Source organism: Agrobacterium tumefaciens, assembly GCF_013318015.2.
GTDB classification, from domain to species: Bacteria; Pseudomonadota; Alphaproteobacteria; order Rhizobiales; family Rhizobiaceae; genus Agrobacterium; species Agrobacterium tumefaciens.
Map to the genome: position 1 here is coordinate 2,764,860 of NZ_CP115841.1, position 18,610 is coordinate 2,783,469.

The following is an 18,610-nucleotide window of genomic DNA, read 5'->3' on the forward strand; positions in this document are numbered from 1 at the left end:
CCTGCTTTTTTCCTCACCGCAAACTGACATGGCGTGTGGCGGCGGGCAAGGCAAGTGCCGCAGGAGCAATTAGTTCAGCACGGCGATGCTGGCATTCAGCAGCGTGGCAAAGGCGACCCAAAGGGCGTAGGGCACGAAAAGCCACATGGAGATGCGGTCGCGACTGTAGGTGAGCGCAATGAAAGCCAGAATGCAGATCAGCATAGGCACGATGATGACGAGCGCGCCTGTCGGGCTTTGCATGCCGAAAAAGATGGGCGACCACAGGAAATTCAGCACCAGCTGCGTGAACCAGAGACGCATGCGCGTGCCCGCCGGTCTCACGATCCATGTTCGCGCGCCTGTAATGCCGATCATCACGTAGAGCGTTGTCCAAACAGGGCCGAATATCCAGTTGGGCGGGTTGAATGGCGGCTTCTGAAGCGACTGGTACCATTCGCCCGGCACGTTGTTGATGCCGATGAGCGCACCCAGCGCAACAACCACAACCACGAAAATGATATACACGGACAGGTTTTTCATGACGCCTCAAATGCTTTTTGGTCTTTTTTGTTCCGGTGCATTTTCAGTATTTTAGCCCGAAATACGCACGATATGCTGGTCCCACGCCACGTCGCTGCGAATAGCCTCGAAAAATCCGTCGTAGGAAGAAACCGCAATGCCCTTTGTGGCGGGGGCAACGCCCGCAGCCTCACGAACGGTCGTCTCGGATACAACACGCCCGGTTTTCGCATCCAGCGTCACGGCCGCGTTGCCATTGGGTGAGGTCAGGCCCACCAGGCCATCGCGCCGGTTGACGGCGATGGCACCGACATAATTGGCAAGGCGCACCGTCGTTTGCTCTGGTAGATCGACGAAGGCAAGGTCCTCGCCCTTCGAGAAATGGCCAACAAGCGGCGGAAGATCGTTGCGCGGTCCTTCATATTGGCAGGCGAACCAGACACGCCCGTCATCGCCGAGATCGACATGGCGGGTGGAAAGCTGTCGCAACTGGTCTGGCATCGTATGTTTCTGGATCAACTGGCCGCTGGCGGCGTCCAGAAGCACGAGCGACGGCTGCATGCTGTCGACATTGAGTTTGGTTCGGCCGAAATCCGGGTGGGTCTCGATGCCGCCATTGGCGATCACGATCAGCCTGCCATCGTCGCTCACGGTCATGTCATGGGTGCCAATGCCGTGGGCGTCGTATTCACCGATGCGGGCAAATCCGTTGCGCGCATCGTAAAGCCCGATAACACCGCGATTGCCATCGAAGTCGTTTTCGCTGGCGTAGAGGATCGCACCGTCGGGAGAAAATTGTCCGTGGCCGTAGAAGTGGCGGTTTTCCGGCGTGTGCATCACGACAGGCTCGCGGCGTCGCGCGGGGTCAAAGGCCATGAAGAAGGTGCCGGGCCGGCGCGCAAAGGCCACTGTCATGCCGGTCGCATGGCTCGTTGCCATTCCATGGGCGCGGGCCGGGAGCGCAACACGGTCGATGATCTCGCCGCGTTCGCTCACAGTCGCAATGCCGTAGGAACCGTCATGAGCGCGAAAAGCGGAAGCGAAGACAGCGTCGGCGCGTTCAAGCTCATGCAGCGAGCCGGGAGCGAGCGTCGCTAGGAACGGAATGCCCGCCGCCTTGATGAAGCTACGCCTGTCTATCAGCGTCGGCTTTTTGCATGATATCACCGCCTCAATCTCCGTCGGCGAAGGAAAAGCCGGAGCTGAGACCGATTGCGCCGCCATACTGGTCGTTGAGGCGGTAGATGAGGTCTTTGCCGTTCAGCAGCAGGTAATCCACCTTGGCGCGTTGCTGGTCGTCATCAAGGGCCTTTTCCACGTTGGTATCAATCGTTCCGGCAATGCGGATCATCGATTTGGCGATGAAATCGATGGAGTTGACGATGGAGCGCTGGTCGGATGGCACGAGTTCGACCATATCGGCCGTGTGCAGGAGGGTTTGAACGGCCTTGATGTTTGCGGCAATGCTTTTCCACGTCAGGCCGGACCGCCAGTAGATCGCCGTGCGGGGAAACTTCGCCTTGTCCGGCCCTTTGTAGAACGTCTCTATGCGCTGGTCGCGGATTGCTTCGGCGCCGTGCACGAGAATGCCAAGCAGCGCAACCAGCGCCTCACGCTCATCGCGAAAAACGGGATTATCCGCGCCGGGCTGCGTCCAGTTTTTCTTCGCTCCATCAGGTGCGTTCCAGCTGTCGGAAAGCTCCGCCGCCACATTGGCAACGTTGCCGGCAATCGCCGCGCCATAGCGGCAACGGAAATCGCCCTTCTTGTCGAACAGATCACCCGCATCGGTGCCGTAGAGCACGAATTCCAGCGCGCCTAGGCCCTGCGCTGCGACACTCTTGCCCTTCAGGCTCTCGGCGCTGGTGACGCTTTCGTCCTTTTCCGCAAGGTAACGCTGTACCTGTTTCAGGCCAAGACCCTTCTTGTCTGGGTAATAGAGCACACGTTCGAAGCGGTTGTGCTCGATCACCGGACCGACCCGAACGATCTCGATGGTTGACCAGTTGGAGACCGTATCGGCAAAGGCCGCTTTGGCCGCCTCATCCGTCGTTTTGGAAGGGGCGGCGCAGAACGCCTTCATGCTGCCTTCCAGCTTCTCTGCCGATTGCCGGAAGTGGTCATAGCCGGGACGGATGAAACCGTTCACCGCTTTTTCCATCACGCCCGGCACCTGTACGGGGTCGAGTGGTGGCGGCGGCATCAGCTCCACATCCTGCGCCATTGCGGGCCGCATACCCAAAAGCAGCAGCACGGAGATGAGACCGGGTATTTTTCGCATGGCATTTTTCATCAAAGGGACTCCAGAAAAGCCAGCAAAGCCTGCCGGTCGGATTTTTGCAAGGCGGCAAAGGCATCGCGCGCTTTTTGCGCTTCGCCGCCGTGCCATAATATCGCTTCTGTCAGGCTGCGCGCCCGCCCGTCATGCAGGTAAAAACCGTTGCCATTCACGCTTCGCGTCAGACCGATACCCCAGAGCGGCTGGGTTCGCCATTCCTGCCCGCTTGCTTCGCCCACCTGCTGGCCATCGGCAAGCTCCTCTCCCATGTCGTGCAGCAGAAAATCCGAATAGGGCCAGATCAGCTGGAAAGACTGCATGGGGTCGGCAGCGTCACGGCGGGTGACGAATTTCGGTGTATGGCAGGATGTGCAGCCAGATGCGTAAAAAAGCTGCTTTCCCCGCAACACGGTGGGATCACCCACATCGCGGCGCTGCGGCACTGCAAGGTTTTCGGTGTAAAAGGTCACGAGATCGAGAATGGGGTCCGGCGCCTCCACTGGCCCAAGCCGTGGCTGCACGCCGGTCGGCATGGCAAGACAGTCTTTTTGAACGTCGGTGCAATCACCATAGGCGTTTTGTGCATCCGGCGTGGAAATGCCGATATCGTGGGAGAAGGCGCTGGCGCTCTGGTCGCGGACGCTGGCGTTCTGGGCTTTCCAGCCAAATCGGCCGAGCTTCACTTCGCCGGTCCGGTGATCCCGTACAAAAGCAGGGCGCCCGGAAATGCCGTCGCCATTTTTGTTATCCGGATCGGCGCCGGCCAGAATATCGGCATCGGCAATGGCCTCGATCAGCCCAAGCCCAAGGGTTGGCATGGCAATCCGCGCCGACAAAGTCGTATCGACGCCCAGGGGGCCATAGTGCAGGCCTGCCACGGCATAGTCTGGCTTGCGCAGCATCACCACCTCGCCGTCGGCCAGCCGCACGGGTTTCTCGATATAGGTGACGACAGGTTTGCCCTCTGCAGCGAGGCCGGGAATGGCAACGTTCTGAAGCTGCCGGCCATAGGTCTCGTCGGGAAAATTCAACACCTCGTGGCGCGCAATCGCTGCCCGTTCCGCCTCGTTGCGGGCAGGCCGGGCCAGCCGCAGAAACAGGGAGACGGCATCTTCGCCGGCAAGTGGCGGTCGGCCTCTGCCGTCCTTCACATGGCAGGCCTGGCAGGATCGGGCGTTATAGAGCGGCCCCAACCCGTCTGAGGCTTGCGTGGAGGAGGGGGAAGACACCCAGAGCTTCTGGAACAGCGCATTGCCGAGCTTGAAATCCTGTTTTCGCTCAAACGGCATTGTTGCGGATGGATGCGAAAACGCGCCGCTATCGGCTTTATGGGTGCTGGTCGTTGCCCCGCCGGACATGGCCTCGAAGGGCTCCGGCATGGTAAAATCCATTGTCGGCGCGGTGACAGCCTGAACGCGGCTTTGGTCTTTTTCCGTCAGATCGTCACGAAGCGGCGCGGCAAGCACCATCGATGCCACAAGGCAGGCTGCCCCGGCGAAGAATAACGGCTTGTGGATCCGCGGCAGCGATGAGTTCATGGAAAGCATGGGAATGGCGGGCCGCAGCGATCTGCGGCCCGCATTGGCTCTTATTTGAAGACGGCGTTCGGATTATCGAGGCTGGCGGAACCCTCAAGTTCGATCTTGCCGAGATCGAGTGCCGCAATCACGCGTTCGACGGTTTTCGTCTGGTCGAGAAGGCCGTCGATGGCCGCCTGAACCACGGCGTTGCCTTCCTTGTTGCCTTCGCCGATCATCTGGTCGTAGGCCTCGACCGTCTGGGCACGCTTTTCCATGGCATGCATGGCGTCGAGCGTCTTGTTCAGCTTCGCCGTCATCTCGTCGTTCAGCGCCTTGTCCTTGGCGCCGACCAGCTCCGACAGCGAGGCGCCGGTCATCTTCGTTCCATCCACACGGGTATATTCGCCGGTATAGGCAGATGCGATGCCGATGGCGTCGTTAAGATGCGAATTATAGGTATTGTCTGAGAAGCAATCATGCTCCTCTTCCGGATCGTGCAGCAGAAGGCCGAGCTTCATGCGCTCCCCTGCCAGCTCGCCATAGGAAAGAGAGCCCATGCCGGTGAGAATGGCGGTCAGGCCGGCTTTCGGGTCGGCTTCCACTGTCTTGGTGGCTTCGCCTTCCGGCGCCCAGGCGTCCACCATTTCCTGAAGATCCTTGATCAGCAGGGTAGAGGCGGACTTCAGGTAATCGGCGCGGCGGTCGCAATTGCCGTTCGTGCAATTCTTCTTGTCGTAGTCGGTATAGGGGCGGTTGCCCGCACCCGGTCCGGTGCCGTTCAGGTCCTGGCCCCAGAGCAGGAATTCGATGGCGTGGTAACCGGTCGTCACATTGGCTTCGACATCGCCCGCCTCGTGCAGGCTTTCGATCAGTTCGGGGGTGATCTTCGAGGTATCGACATCTTCGCCACTGATCTTGATCTTCGGATTGGCGATGATGTTTGCGACGTAAAGCTCGTTCTCGTCGCTCTCGGTGCCGTAGGAACCGTCGACATAGTCGATCAGGCCTTCATCCAGCGGCCAGGCGTTTACCTTGCCTTCCCAGGCGTCGACCACAGGGTTGCCGAAACGATAGACCTCCGATTGCTGGTAGGGAACGCGCGCCTTGATCCACGCTTCACGTGCAGCTTTCAGCGTTCCTTCGCTCGGTGTTGCGATCAGCGCGTCGATTGCCTTGTCCAGCGCCTTCGCCGTGGTCAGCGAATCCTCGTATTTCGCATGCGCGACGTCGGCGTAATGCTTGACGACAGCGGCGGCGTCGGTCGCAGCGCGGGCGGGAAGCGCGGTGAAGGTCGCGGATGCGGCCAGAAGCGCGAAAGACGCGCTGAGAATGGTTTTGCGGATCATGATCCCTCTCCTTGGGCAGGCGTGAAATAACTTCACGCTGCGGCAAGCGAGTTCTGACCCAATCGCAAACTTGTGTCAAATATTCTAGTTTAGAATGCTTTGAAACAAGCTACTCGGTATTTTTCGAAGTAAAATCAGCGCGTGCAAAACCTGTTTCACGCTTTGCGTTTCATTACGCAGAAGAAGAAACCATCCGTATCTGTAGTTGCAGGCGTCAGCGTCACTGTCTTGCCGTCAGAGGAATGCGGTTTGTTTGCATTGCCGCCAAAAGTCGTCTGCCAGCGATCCAGTGCCGAACCGATATAGAATTGCGGATTTTCTTCGCAGAAGCGCTTGACCTGCTGCTCGTTTTCCTCGGGCAGAACCGAGCAGGTGACATAAAGCAGCTCGCCGCCGGGGCGCACAAAACCCTTGGCCTGCGAAAGGGCCTCGCCCTGCTGCTGTACCCGTTCTTCCAGATTGCGTGTCGTCAGCCGCCATTTGGTGTCAGGCCGCCGGCGCCATGTTCCGGTGCCAGTGCAGGGGGCGTCCACCAGAACGCGATCGAATTTTTCATGAAACGGGACAAGTCCGGCTGCGCGGTCATGAACCTGCACATTGCGCGTGCCGGCTCGTTTCAGCCGCTCGATGATCGGCGCGAGCCGCTTGCGATCGGCGTCGAAGGCGTGAACCTGACCCTTGTTGTTCATGCTGGCGGCCATGGCCAGCGTCTTGCCGCCGCCACCGGCGCAATAATCGAGTATCTGTTCGCCTTCATGCGCGCCGGCAAGATCGGCAACGATCTGCGATCCCTCGTCCTGCACTTCGAACCAGCCTTTCTGGAAGGACAGTTCTGCGGTCACATTCGGCAGGCGGGAAGGGCCTTCGCCGGCGGGGATGCGGACACCCTGACGGGCGATATGCGTTGCTTCCGCACCGCTCTCTTCCAGCGCCTTCAGCACCTTGTCGCGAGTGGCCTTCAGCGTGTTGGCCCGCAGATCAAGTGTCGGGCGCTGGTTCAGCGCCTGCGCCTCGGCAAGCCAGCCCTCTCCGAACGCCGTCTCGAAGGATGCTTGAACCCATTCGGGAATGTCGCCCTGAATATGGGCTGGTGCATCGGCGAGAGAACGGGAGAGAAAGGCTTTCTGCTTTTCTTCATCAGGCGCGGCAGGGGCAAATTTGTCGCCGTCGAATTCCGCCGCAAGTTCCGAAAAGCTCTTGCCCCATTGGCGCAGCAGAACTGCATAACCAAGCGAGGCGGCGCTGTCGTCATCCATCAGCCAGGCGTGTGACAGTTTCATGCGCAGCGCGTCATAGACGATGTTGCCGATCGCGGCCCTGTCACCCGAACCCGCGAAACGATGGGCAAGTCCCCAGTCCTTCAGAGCATCGGCAACGGGACGCCTGCGTCCCTCAATATCCGCCAATACTTCGATTGCTCCGGCCAAACGCCCGCCCAAACGCATTGTCTACCTCATTTTGCTGATTAGCCCGGTTGGTAGACGCGAATGGCGGCAAGGGCAAGGCTCAATCGGCGCTGACGACCTCGTAGCAGACCTTGGCGGTGCCGGAACTGATCATGCCGATGTTTTTGGCAGCGGCCTTGGAAAGATCGAGAACGCGACCCTTGATGAACGGACCGCGGTCATTGATGCGCACCACAACGGCCTTGCCGTTACGGGCATTGGTAACCTTGACCTTGGTGCCGAACCGCAGCGAGCGGTGAGCGGCGGTCATGTTGGCGGCGTTCATACGCTCGCCCGAAGCAGTCTTGGAGCTCAACGCATACCACGATGCCCCTCCACAACCATTTGCCGCATTAGCCTGAAGAGGCGCAATGATGGAACAGGCGGCTATAGTTGCGACGGTGAAAGTTATACGACGGATATTCAACAAACTGTGCTTCCCTGAAAATCGGCCCCGCGCCGATTGATTGTGCCCTTGCTAAACGGCCATTGTCTGGCCTGAACGCGTTTGAATGCGAGATTGTAGGGCGAGGGAAAAATGGCGAAAAAAAGCTGATCTCAAATCACGAAGTGTTACAGGCTGTAACATTCGTGATCGTTAGCCGGAAAGGTGTCGTCAGTGCCTTATTGTTGAAAAGTGGAAAAAATGACGCAGAATCAATGCTCAATGGAAATGCTGTTACAAGTCACGCCTTCGTGAATCCAGTTCACGAAATGTGAGTGAAATATTTTTCTAATGGCTATGATTTTAGCGATTTTTGCATGGTTAATAAAAGCCTAATTGACTGAAAAACCACCAAAACCATCCTCAAAAACGGGTTTGGAAGGATTTTTCATCGCTTTTAAATGGGGGATTTTTAGCCCCGCCAGAGGCCGCTTTCCCACAATTGTGTCAGGGAGATTTTGTACTCCGGGAAGCTGAAATCGAAACCGAGGCCACGTATCCTGGCGTTGGAAACGCGCTTGTTCTCGCCGTAGAAGGAGCGTGCCATCGGCGTCAGATCGGCGGTCTCGAATGCCTGTTCGGGAGGCGGCTCAACGCCCATCAACGTGGCGGCGAAGCTCACCACATCCTGCGGCGGGGCGGGTTCATCATCCGTCACATTGAAGAGGCCGCGTTCATTTCTCCGCGCCAGAAAGGCGTGGGCCGCACCAATATCCTCAACCCGGATGCGGTTGAACACCTGGTCTTTCTTCACCAGCCTGCGCGCCGTTCCCTTTTCGAAATTCATGAAACTATTGCGTCCGGGGCCGTAAATTCCCGAAAGGCGCAAGATGGCAAGCGGCACGCCCGCTTTTTCAGCAGCCGCAGCCCACGCGGTTTCGGCAGCAACGCGTTCCACGGACCGGGCGGAAACCGGGCGGCACGGGGTTTCCTCATCCACCCATGCGCCGTCATGGTCGCCATAGACGCCAACGGTGGAAAGATAAGCGATCCATTCAAGCTTGGGCAGAAGCCGTTTCAGGTCGTCGCCCAAAAGCGCAAGCAGTGGATCTCCATCCTTGCCCGGCGCGATGGACTGCACGAGATGGGTGACATTGGTCATTGTGGCGATGAGATCGTCATTAAGATGGGCACCGTCGAACAGGAAGGGTGTCATGCCAGTTGCAGCAAGGCTTGCGAACTTGTCCGTGCTGCGCGTGGTGCCCGATATCGTTGCAGCTTCGGTTTTCAGCGCGTTTGCGATGGCCTTGCCCGAATATCCTGCGCCGAAAATCATCACATGCATGGGTCACGCCTCTGCCAGTTGCCATTCCATTTCAGCCTCCGGATCAGGCTCCGGGGCGCGGCCGGCAGAGTATGCACGGAACTCCTCGCTGTCCATAAGCTGCGACAAAGCCCATGCGGCCATGCCGCGCACCTCCGGTGCCGGGTCTTTTTCGGCGAGAGACTTGCATTGCTGCACGAATTGCCGGTCGCGCGAGTTTCCAGCAGCTATCAGAACGTTGCGGATGAAGCGGTTACGCCCGATGCGCTTGACCGGTGAGCCGCTGAAGAAGCTGCGGAAGGCAGCGTCATCCAGCGTCAGCAGGAAGGCGATGGAAGGTTCCTTCAAATCCTCGCGCGCCTGCAGCTTCATCTCGGAGGCGCTGGCCGCGAATTTGTTCCAGGGACAGGCGGCAAGGCAATCGTCGCAGCCATAGATGCGGTTGCCTATCATCGGCCGGAACTCGTGCGGGATGACGCCTTTGTGCTCAATGGTGAGGTAGGAGATGCAGCGGCGGGCGTCCAGCTGGTAGGGGGCGGGGAAGGCGGCCGTCGGACAGGCATCGAGACAGGCGCGACAGGAGCCGCAATGGTCCTTCTCGGCCTCATCAAGAAAAAGCTCGGCGGTGGTGAACATGCTGCCGAGAAACAGCCAGGAACCATGGGTGCGGCTGACCAGATTGGTGTGTTTGCCCTGCCAGCCGAGCCCCGCGGCTGCGGCAAGCGGTTTTTCCATCACCGGCGCAGTGTCAACGAAGACCTTCACGTCCTCGCCGGCGCGCGCGGCAAAACGGGTGGCGATTTCTTTCAGTCGCCCTTTTATGACGTCGTGATAGTCGCGGTTGCGGGCATAGACCGAAATGGCTGCCTTGTCGGATTTCGAAAGAAGGCCGCGAGGATCTTCCTCAGGCCCGTAATTCAGCCCGAACATGACAATGGAGCGCACGTCGCCCCACAGCGTTTTCGGCTCGGCGCGACGGGCCTCGGTCTGCTCCATCCACGCCATGGTGCCATGATAGCCCTTATCCAGAAACTGCCTCAGCCGTCCTGGTGCCAGCGGAATGCTGTCCGGCGCGGTGATACGACAGAGATCGAAGCCGAGCGAAAGCGCCTCCTGACGAACGAAGTCCGTCAGTTTGCGAGCGCGTATCCGCTGCTTGTCGCTGGCAACGTCGATGGTCGTTTCTCCTGCGGGTTACTCTGCGACATATATATGCGTAGCTACACGCCGCAGCAAATAACCGGGAGGCCGGAACTTAGAAATCCAGATCGGCGTAGTGGGAGGAGGGGGCAAGGCGCGGAATGCGCTCGCTGAGGAACGGCCGGAAGGACGGGCGCGATTTCAGCCGCTGATACCACTCCTTGGCAATTGGCGCTTCAAGCCAGTTGATTTCGCCGAGATAATCCAGCACCGAGACAGAGGCGGCGGCGGCAAGGTCGGCATAACTCAACCGGTCGCCCGCCAGCCACGTCCGCGAACCCGCCAGCCATTCCAGATATTTGATGTGCTGACGAACATTGTTACGCGCGGTGCGCAGAAGCTTGGAATCCGGGGGGCCACCACCCTGCGCCGCCGTCATCTGCAATTTATAAACCCGCTCCCGCACCAGCGGTCGGGTCACATCGTTTTCCATCTTCTGCAGGAACCACTCGGTCAAGCGGCGGATTTCCGCCCGCTGAAACGGGTCTTCCGCCAGCAATCGCCGGTCACGCTTCAAAACCCCGTGCGTTTCGTCGAGAAACTCGGCGAGCACGTAGGGACCGCTGAGAGAGCGCATATTATCATCGAGATAGACCGGCAGGGTGCCCGCCGGATTCAGCGCCAGAAACTCCCGCCTTCTTTCCCACGGCTGCTCCTCTACGAGATCGGTCTGGAACCCGTATTCCGAAAGGATCAGACGAACGAACCGGGATGCGGTCGACATGGGAGAGTGATAGAGAGTTGGCATCGGTACTCAATTTTTACGATTGGTTGTCATGATCGACAATTGCCGGAAAACTTTTTCAGTTTCGCTTCATCAAGACGCTATAAGAGCTTGGCTACTTTAAAACAAGTTTAACGCAATTGCTTTCCATTCCCGCTTCCCCCTGAAAAAAGGATACCTCATGGGTGACCAATCGATCATCAGCGCGCTTTTGCTGGGCATTATCGAGGGTCTTACGGAGTTCATTCCCGTTTCCTCAACGGCGCATGTGCTGCTGTCCGGGCATTTTCTCGGCTTCAAATCGCCGGGCAACACCTTTGCCGTTCTCATTCAGCTCGGCGCGATCATTGCTATCCTTCTTGTTTATTTTCAGAAGCTTGTGTCGATCGCCGTGGCGATGCCAACAAGTGCCAAGGCGCGCCGCTTCGTGCTGGCCGTCGCTGTCGCCTTCCTGCCGGCGGCGGTGATCGGCGCTCTGGCGCATGACTTCATCAAGACGGTGCTGTTCGAAACACCCATCCTGATCTGTATCGTACTGGTTATCGGCGGCGTCATATTGCTGGCCGTCGACCGAATGCCGCTGAAGCCCAGATATACCGACATCATGGATTATCCGCCGTCGCTTGCCTTCAAGATCGGTCTGTTCCAGTGCCTTGCGATGGTTCCGGGCACCTCCCGGTCCGGCGCCACCATTGTCGGCGCGCTGTTGATGGGCACGGACAAGCGCTCCGCCGCCGAATTCTCGTTTTTCCTGGCGATGCCGACCATGCTCGGCGCGTTTGTGCTCGATCTCTACAAGAACCGCGATGCGCTGAGCTTCGATGACAGTGCGCTGATTGCCGTAGGCTTCATCGCCGCTTTCGTCTCCGGCCTCTTCGTCGTGCGCTCGCTGCTGGACTTCGTCTCGCGACGCGGTTTTGCACCCTTTGCCTGGTGGCGCATCGTCATCGGCTCGCTGGGTCTGGTGGCACTTCTGCTCTACCGTTGAGCCGAGCTTTAAAATAGCCGTTCGTTTCCAATGCACGGACAAAATAAAAAGCGCCCCGGAGAATCCGGAGGCGCTTTTTATTTGAGACTTGTGAAAGCTGATCAGTTCGTGCTGATCGAAGCCGTTGCGCAAGGGTCAACACCGTAGGCGGGAGCGCAACCGCTCTTGCCCGCTGCAACCGTGCCCGGCGCCATGAAAGAACCCGCCAGAACCACCAAAGCCGCACACGCAAAAAAGAGTGCGATAGATCTGCCCATTTTATTATTGCCTTTCAGACGTTCGTTCGCGCGGATTACGCCGCCGTGTGTGAAGTGAGGGTTCTGGATATGTTAGGAATGTGGCCATTATCAATAAAGCGGCTTGCTGAATACCGGGTTAATGCGAAGTCTTTTCCACAGTTGCGCTTGTGCCACGCTTGGCTGTGGAGGCCACTTTGCCGTTAACTTTTACCCGGCTGTTCAAAACAGCTTCAGTCGATGGTGCACCTCCCCTGCAGTTGAGGGGGAAATGCGCCAATAGCGGTTTGGTTGCGATTGAATTGCGCAAAAACAAAAAGCGGGAATGGCTCCCGCTTTCGTTCAGATCGTTAATGCGCGACGGTAGGTTTATGCTGCTTTTCCGGCGTTCGAGAACTGTCCGTGCGGGCGATAGTGCACCATGTAGGACGGCAGGACGGAAGCAACGCGAACGGGCGTAATGCCGATGCCTTCCAGGGTCAGGCCGTTCTTTTCCGCGTCAGCGGAAACGACATTATCCTTTTTCAGCATGGTCACCTGATCGACAGTCAGCGGCGGCGTAATCAGCGGCACCAGCGAAGCGATTTTGCCGATCATTGAGGCGACGCCGAAAGGCAGGTTGACGAAAGGACGCTGACGGTAGGTTGCGGCAAGAACCGCCTCAAGACAGTCGCGGAACGTCATGACGTCCTGGCCACCCAGTTCATAGATGGCGCCGGGCTTCAGCTTGCCATCCACGCTGCGGGCAACGGCTTCTGCTACATCTTCGACATAGACCGGCTGAAACTTGGTTTTTCCGCCGCCGATCAGCGGCAGGAACGGCAGGCTGCGGGCCATCTTGGCGAATTTATTGAAGAAGTCGTCTTCCGGTCCAAAGATGATCGAAGGACGCAGGATCACGGCGCCGGGCAGAACGGAATGGATTGCTGCCTCGGCGCGGCCCTTTGTGCGGCCGTAGCCGGTCGGCGAATTGGCATCGGCACCGATGGCGGAGATGTGCGTCAGCGTTGCACCGGCGTTGCGGGCTGCCTCGGCAATGGCTTTCGCGCCGAATTCCTGCACGGCGTCAAAGGTGTTGCGGCCGCTCTCGGCCAGAATGCCAACGCAATTGACCACGTGGTCGGCGTCTTCGATGGCTTTGACGATGGAGTCGCGATACCGCAGGTTCGCCTGGGCAAACGAGATCTGGCCGACATTGCCGAGCGGCTGCAGGAAACCAGCAAGATCGGGACGGCGCACGGCAACGCGGATGCGGTAACCGCGCTTGGCGAGCATCCGCACGACATGCCGCCCGACGAAACCCGAACCGCCGAAAACGGTGACGAGGGGTGGAAGGTTGGCCAAGGTCATGGGAGGCTCCTCAGAAGCTGTCGATAAAGCGTTTTTCAGTCTCTTAGCCCAAAGCCGTGCGCGCGTGAAGAGACGTTGTCACAAGGCCCGGGACTAGTTTTGGAAATGCGGTTGACGACCGTCAAATTCCTTCGACGATCATCATCTCCGCGTCGGCGACTTCCTGACGGATTTTGGCCGCCGCCTGGTATTCGGGCGAGTTGTAGCAATTGATCGCGTGCTGCACCGAGGGGAATTCGATGATGACGTTGCGTGCGCGTGCCTTGCCCTCAAGTTCGGTCAACGCACCGCCGCGGGCGAGAAAGTTGGCGCCGAACCGCTCGAAAGCGGGCTTCGCTGTCGACACGTAGTCCTTGTAGCGTTCGTTGTCGCGTACATCGACGCGCGCGATCCAGTAGCCCTTTGCCATTTCGTCTCCTCCGATGGTCCTTATTGATTTGCCGGAAAGCTGGCGCGCAGCATGTCGTCAAGAATGGCGCGGGCTGCTGCTTTCGGATTTTCTGCTCTGACGATGGGGCGGCCGACAACCAGATGGCTCGAACCGGCTTTGATGGCGTCAAAAGGCGTCATCACGCGCTTCTGGTCTCCCGCCTCGGCACCGGCCGGGCGAATACCAGGGGTGACGACGGCAAGGTCGGGGCCCAAGATTTCACGCACCGCCGTCGATTCCTCTGCCGAACAGACGATGCCGCCCATGCCCGCCTCGCGCGCCTGTTCCGCACGGCGCAGCACCAGCGAACGGGCATCCGATGCATAGCCGGCTTCCGCAAGATCGGCATCATCCATCGAGGTTAGCACGGTGACACCAAGCAGGCAGAGGCCAGAGCCTTCGGCTGCCTTGACTGCGGCGCGCATGGCTTTCGGGTAGGCATGCAGGGTCAGCATCGACATGCCCATGCGGGCGATGTTTTCGACGCCGGAGGCGACGGTGTTGTCGATGTCGAGCAGTTTCATGTCGAGAAAGACTTTCTTGCCGCTCTGGGAAAGGTCGCGGGCGAATTCGAGACCACCGGCAAATACCAGCTGATAGCCGATCTTGTAGAACAGAACCTCATCGCCGATCTTCGACACGATGTCTTCAGCTTGTTGCACAGTCGGAACATCGAGCCCGACGATCAGTTTTTCGCGCGCGGTCATTGTCTTATCCCTGCCATGTTTCCATTGCCGTCCAGTCGCATGTGGGGCGCTGAGCTGCAAGTGAAAATTCGGCGATTGGGAACCGGAAAAGATTGCCGCCGCCGGGTGGCTGGTCCTTGCCGCGACTGATGCCGACGCCTTCGATATGGCATTTCAAAAGCGTGCCGACGCCGCCATGGCCGACAAAGGCAATCGGCTGTTGCGGGTCGTGCCGGCCTAGAACGGCCGTGACGGCGTTAACAATTCGCGCCTGCGCATCGATTGCCCGTTCCCAGCCGTGAAAGCTCTCTCGCGGATGGGCAAAAAACCAGTCGGCAGCCTTTTCGAATTCCGGCGGCGTCAGGAAGCCTGTTGCCGACCGGTCGTTCTCATGCATCGCCTCGATGATCTCAATATCCGCGCCGGATGTTTCAGCAAGGATTCGGGCGGTTTCGATGGCTTTGGTTTCCGCGCTCGACACGATCCGGCGCAATGCGCGTGCCCATGGCAGGCGGCTTGCCTCAAACGCCCGCCGTGCACCCAAGTCCGAAAGTCCCCATTCCGGAACCGGAACCGCCGGATCGATCCGGACCTGGGGATGGGTAATGTAAAGGGCGTGCATGGGAACGGTCCTCAATGGCGATGGAAGGGCAAATCAGGACCCTAACCATCTGTCACGACCGGGAAATGACGCCTTTGCCCACTCTGCCGTGTGATCAGGCCCGCGTATAGGTCCACAATTGCGCCGGAGGAATGTTGCGCACGATGAAATCGAAATGGCGGATGTGGTAGAGATGCGGCTGCGCAACGATCGGGGAAATCGGACCGTAGGATATCTGTATGACGGGGCGGCCGTGCGGCACGCGTTTCAGCAATTCGTCGAGAAGCTTGATGCGGGCGGCCATCGGAAAATTCAGCATCGGTACGGCGGAAATGACGCTGTCGAACATCTGGCCCTGGTGCTCGCCAAGTGTCGCATTCAGATCGAAGGCATCGCCATTGATGAAATTGACGCCGGGATAGCTTCTGAGAAGCTGGTTGTAGAAATCGGTCGAATATTCGATGGCCGTCAGGCGCTCCGGCTTGATGCCGCGTGCCAGAATGGCCTTGGTGATGACACCGGTGCCGGGGCCGAGTTCGAGAACTGGCAAGTCTGAATGCGGGTCGATGACACTCGCCATTTTTCTTGCCGTGATGGAGGATGTCGGGACGATGGCTCCGACCTTTTTCGGCTGGCTGACCATGCCTTTGAAAAAGCGGATTTCTTCCTCAAATTTTCTTTCAAAGCGTTGCTTCAGGTTGAGTGCCATAATTCCCCTCGGATGTATTTTGGTCATTGTCAAAAAAATGTTACGCACTGTTTATCTCATTTGGCGCTAAAACAAGGCAAAATGTCGTAATTGGAAAAATTCGTTTAGCGTTAGAAATCTATCTGCGCCGAATCAAAAAACGCCGGTGGAGCGATCCACCGGCGTTTTTTGATTGATTCGAAGACAAAAAGTCCAATTTAAACGCGCATCGGCATCAGAACATAAAGCGCATCGTCGCCGGCGGTGTCGCGAACGAGCGTTGGCGAGCCCGCATCCGCCAGAAGGAAAATCGCGTCTTCACCGGAAAGCTGCGAGGTGATGTCGAGGAGATATTTGGCATTGAAGCCGATTTCCATCGAATCATTGTCGTAACCGACAGCCACTTCTTCCGTTGCACTGCCGGAATCCGGATTGTTGACGGTCAGCGTCAGCTGGCCGTTGGTCAACGCCAGCTTCACGGCGCGGCCACGCTCGGAAGAGATGGTCGACACGCGATCGACCGCACGGGCGAAGGTCTGGCAATCGACGCGCATTTCCTTGTCGTTGCCGGTGGGGATGACGCGCTGGTAATCCGGGAAGGTGCCGTCGATCAGCTTCGAGGTCAAAACGACCGAGCCGATGGTCAGGCGGATTTTCGCGTCCGATACCTCGACGGTGACATCAAGTTCGGGATTGTCCATCAGCTTCTGCAATTCGCCGACGGTCTTGCGCGGAATGATGATGCCCGGCATGCCTTCGGAGCCGGAAGGCGCATCCACATCGGCGCGCGCAAGACGGTGACCGTCCGTCGCAACTGCGCGCAGCTTGAGGTCGCCGTTGCTTTCGATGGTGTGGAAGAAGATGCCGTTCAGATAATAGCGTGTCTCTTCGGTCGAAATCGCAAATTGCGTCCGGTCGATCAGCATCTTCAGGTCGGTCGCCTTCAGTTTGAAGGTGTGGCTGAAGGTACCGGCGGTCAGATCCGGGAAATCGGTTTCTGGAAGGCATTGCAGCGAGAATTTCGAACGGCCGGAAGCAACCGTCATTGTGGAGCCATCCGGATTGGTGGCCAGAAGCACTTCGGAACCATCCGGCAGCTTGCGCACGATTTCATAAAGCAGATGCGCCGGCACGGTGGTCGCGCCCGCCTGCTCCACCATGGCCGGCGTCGCTTCGGTGATTTCGAGGTCGAGGTCGGTCGCCTTCATATCCAGATTGGCGCCGGATGCGCGCAGCAGAACGTTGGACAGGATCGGGATCGTGTTACGACGCTCGACGACCCTGTGGACGTGGTTCAGCGATTTAAGAAGGTTCGACCGCTCAAGAGTAATACGCATGGACGCTACCGCTTTCAACCGTTGCGACCCGGCCACCGCCGGATCGGTAAGAAGAGTCTTGACCGGCCGGAACGCCGGATAATGTGGACGGGCAAAATGGCAGAGTTATTGCAGAAAATGCAAGAGCCGAGTGCATCTGCCGCCGGTCATTTTGCTGCTATACAGCATGATCCACAGCCTGTGACCGCCCGTGGACCTTGTTCGCCGGTTTTCTATTGCCCATAAAGGGGTAAAACTGGAGCGACCGGCCGGGAATGATCGGCCAGAATGATTGGAAGCCGTGTGACGGAAGAAATATCGAACAGCGACGCCGGACAGGCGACCAAGAGCTTCAGGATCGGCACGGCCACTATTCCGGCGCGGCCGTTGGAGCCGGCGCTCTATCTCGTGGCCACCCCCATCGGCAATCTCGGCGACATCACCATCCGGGCGCTGGAAACGCTGGCTTCGGCCGACGTCCTAGCCTGCGAGGATACCCGCGTCACCCGCATTTTGCTTGAGCGTTACGGTATCCGCACACGTCCGCTCTCCTATCACGAGCATAATGCGCAGGAAGCGGGACCAAAACTCATCGCCGCTTTGGAGGCCGGAAAATCCGTGGCGCTGGTGTCGGATGCCGGAACGCCACTCGTCTCCGATCCCGGTTATCGCCTTGGTCAGCTCGCGCTGGAGGCCGGTCATCGCGTCGTGCCGGTGCCGGGAGCGTCGGCGCCGCTTGCTGCCCTTGTCGGTTCTGGCATGCCGAGTGACGCCTTTCTGTTCGCGGGCTTTCTGCCCGTAAAGGATCGCGGCAAGCGCGACCGTTTTGCCGAGCTTGCGAAAATTCCGGCCACCCTCATGTTTTTTGAATCGCCACGCCGCATTGGAACCTCCGTAAAGGTGGCATCGGAAGTCCTTGGCCGCGATCGCCGCGCTGTGGTGTGCCGTGAGCTGACCAAGACTTTCGAGGAGTTCCGGCGTGGCACGCTGGGCGAGCTTGCGGAATATTACGACGAGGACCGTGTGGTGAAGGGCGAGATCGTGCTCCTGATAGAGCCGCCCTCTTATGACGAAATTCCCGATATCGAGGATGTCGAGAGACTCCTGAAGGATCTCGTCACAACCATGCCTGCCGCGAGGGCCGCAGCCGAGGCGGCAAAGCTGACGGGCCTGCCGCGCAAGGAGCTTTATCAACGGCTGCTGGATATGAAGGATGCGGATGGCCGCTGACGGGCAAACGAACAAGAGACGAAAGGCCGAGCGACGCGGCCACGCTGCGGAATACTGGGCAGCACTCTATCTGCTGTTTCGGGGATACCGCATCCTCGCCATTCGTTATCGAACCCGACTAGGGGAAATCGATCTCATTGCCCGCAAGAAGGATGTCGTCGCCATCGTCGAGGTCAAGGCGCGGCCTTCCGGTGCCGGGGCTGTCGATGCGGTCGGCTTCCGTTCGCAACAACGCATTCGGGCGGCTGCCGATATTTGGCTCTCCCGCCGCAAGGATGCCGCGCGGTTTTCGTTGCGTTTCGATATCGTCGCAGTCCTGCCACGACGCCTGCCGCAGCATTTCATCGACGCTTTTTGAGGGG

Annotated in this window: 19 protein-coding genes; 3 read left to right on the forward strand and 16 right to left on the reverse strand. The window is 58.7% G+C overall.

All coding sequences use genetic code 11. The features are described 5' to 3' along the window. Nucleotides 1-69: 69 nt before the first annotated feature. The 10 genes from G6L97_RS13460 to G6L97_RS13505 all read right to left on the reverse strand — a co-directional run bounded on the left by G6L97_RS13460 (nt 70) and on the right by G6L97_RS13505 (nt 10,747). The gene (locus G6L97_RS13460) at nt 70-522 is read right to left on the reverse strand and encodes a TspO/MBR family protein (RefSeq protein ID WP_013635337.1); all 453 of its coding nucleotides are present in this window, start codon (nt 520-522) and stop codon (nt 70-72) included. A 51-nt stretch (nt 523-573) separates the two neighbouring features. Beyond that, nucleotides 574-1,668 carry a DUF1513 domain-containing protein gene (locus G6L97_RS13465; RefSeq protein ID WP_174002573.1) on the reverse strand — a complete coding sequence of 365 codons (1,095 nt, stop codon included), beginning with the start codon at nt 1,666-1,668 and terminating at the stop codon, nt 574-576. Between the two features lie 4 nt (nt 1,669-1,672). Further along, nucleotides 1,673-2,794 (reverse strand): imelysin family protein, encoded by a 1,122-nt coding sequence (locus tag G6L97_RS13470; RefSeq protein WP_111782872.1) that lies wholly within the window; start codon nt 2,792-2,794, stop codon nt 1,673-1,675. Continuing rightward, nucleotides 2,794-4,326 (reverse strand): di-heme oxidoreductase family protein, encoded by a 1,533-nt coding sequence (locus tag G6L97_RS13475; protein WP_111782871.1) that lies wholly within the window; start codon nt 4,324-4,326, stop codon nt 2,794-2,796. Before G6L97_RS13475 ends, G6L97_RS13470 begins: the two co-directional genes overlap by 1 nt. A 41-nt stretch (nt 4,327-4,367) precedes the next feature. Next, nucleotides 4,368-5,645 carry an imelysin family protein gene (locus G6L97_RS13480; protein WP_003514680.1) on the reverse strand — a complete coding sequence of 426 codons (1,278 nt, stop codon included), beginning with the start codon at nt 5,643-5,645 and terminating at the stop codon, nt 4,368-4,370. A gap of 155 nt (nt 5,646-5,800) precedes the next feature. Further along, nucleotides 5,801-7,090: an RsmB/NOP family class I SAM-dependent RNA methyltransferase gene (locus G6L97_RS13485; RefSeq protein WP_111782870.1), complete on the reverse strand. Its 1,290-nt coding sequence runs from the start codon at nt 7,088-7,090 to the stop codon at nt 5,801-5,803. 61 nt (nt 7,091-7,151) lie between these two features. Beyond that, nucleotides 7,152-7,520 carry a septal ring lytic transglycosylase RlpA family protein gene (locus G6L97_RS13490; RefSeq protein WP_013635343.1) on the reverse strand — a complete coding sequence of 123 codons (369 nt, stop codon included), beginning with the start codon at nt 7,518-7,520 and terminating at the stop codon, nt 7,152-7,154. A gap of 427 nt (nt 7,521-7,947) precedes the next feature. Further along, a complete protein-coding gene (locus G6L97_RS13495; protein ID WP_038489593.1) occupies nt 7,948-8,820 on the reverse strand; it encodes an SDR family oxidoreductase in 873 nt (290 codons plus the stop codon). A 3-nt stretch (nt 8,821-8,823) separates the two neighbouring features. Continuing rightward, nucleotides 8,824-9,975 carry a tRNA epoxyqueuosine(34) reductase QueG gene (queG, locus tag G6L97_RS13500; RefSeq protein ID WP_075807508.1) on the reverse strand — a complete coding sequence of 384 codons (1,152 nt, stop codon included), beginning with the start codon at nt 9,973-9,975 and terminating at the stop codon, nt 8,824-8,826. A 79-nt stretch (nt 9,976-10,054) separates the two neighbouring features. Further along, nucleotides 10,055-10,747, reverse strand: a complete 693-nt coding sequence (locus G6L97_RS13505; protein WP_003514689.1) for a glutathione S-transferase family protein — start codon at nt 10,745-10,747, stop codon at nt 10,055-10,057. A 157-nt stretch (nt 10,748-10,904) separates the two neighbouring features. On the opposite strand from G6L97_RS13505, the gene G6L97_RS13510 reads away from it, so the two are divergent. Then, entirely contained in the window at nt 10,905-11,711 is an 807-nt protein-coding gene (locus tag G6L97_RS13510) for an undecaprenyl-diphosphate phosphatase (RefSeq protein WP_111782869.1), read from the forward strand. Nucleotides 11,712-12,316: 605 nt separating this feature from the next. Here the strand turns inward: G6L97_RS13510 and G6L97_RS13515 are convergent. The 6 genes from G6L97_RS13515 to dnaN form a co-directional block, all read right to left on the reverse strand. After that, complete coding sequence (locus G6L97_RS13515; RefSeq protein ID WP_013635346.1) at nt 12,317-13,297, reverse strand: complex I NDUFA9 subunit family protein; 981 nt, start codon at nt 13,295-13,297, stop codon at nt 12,317-12,319. 121 nt (nt 13,298-13,418) lie between these two features. Next, nucleotides 13,419-13,706, reverse strand: coding sequence for a DUF1330 domain-containing protein (locus G6L97_RS13520; RefSeq protein ID WP_111782868.1), 288 nt, complete (start codon nt 13,704-13,706; stop codon nt 13,419-13,421). 20 nt (nt 13,707-13,726) lie between these two features. Then, the gene (gene pyrF / locus G6L97_RS13525; RefSeq protein ID WP_111782867.1) at nt 13,727-14,434 is read right to left on the reverse strand and encodes an orotidine-5'-phosphate decarboxylase; all 708 of its coding nucleotides are present in this window, start codon (nt 14,432-14,434) and stop codon (nt 13,727-13,729) included. A 4-nt stretch (nt 14,435-14,438) separates the two neighbouring features. Then, nucleotides 14,439-15,035 (reverse strand): histidine phosphatase family protein, encoded by a 597-nt coding sequence (locus G6L97_RS13530; protein WP_111782866.1) that lies wholly within the window; start codon nt 15,033-15,035, stop codon nt 14,439-14,441. Between the two features lie 94 nt (nt 15,036-15,129). Then, on the reverse strand, nt 15,130-15,723 hold the full coding sequence (gene pmtA, locus G6L97_RS13535; protein ID WP_003514702.1) for a phospholipid N-methyltransferase PmtA: 594 nt from the start codon (nt 15,721-15,723) through the stop codon (nt 15,130-15,132). 197 nt (nt 15,724-15,920) lie between these two features. Next, on the reverse strand, nt 15,921-17,039 hold the full coding sequence (gene dnaN, locus G6L97_RS13540; RefSeq protein WP_003514704.1) for a DNA polymerase III subunit beta: 1,119 nt from the start codon (nt 17,037-17,039) through the stop codon (nt 15,921-15,923). A gap of 267 nt (nt 17,040-17,306) precedes the next feature. On the opposite strand from dnaN, the gene rsmI reads away from it, so the two are divergent. Both rsmI and G6L97_RS13550 read left to right on the forward strand, forming a co-directional pair. After that, nucleotides 17,307-18,248, forward strand: coding sequence for a 16S rRNA (cytidine(1402)-2'-O)-methyltransferase (rsmI, locus tag G6L97_RS13545; protein ID WP_003514706.1), 942 nt, complete (start codon nt 17,307-17,309; stop codon nt 18,246-18,248). Continuing rightward, complete coding sequence (locus tag G6L97_RS13550; protein WP_003514708.1) at nt 18,238-18,606, forward strand: YraN family protein; 369 nt, start codon at nt 18,238-18,240, stop codon at nt 18,604-18,606. Before rsmI ends, G6L97_RS13550 begins: the two co-directional genes overlap by 11 nt. Nucleotides 18,607-18,610: the final 4 nt, after the last annotated feature.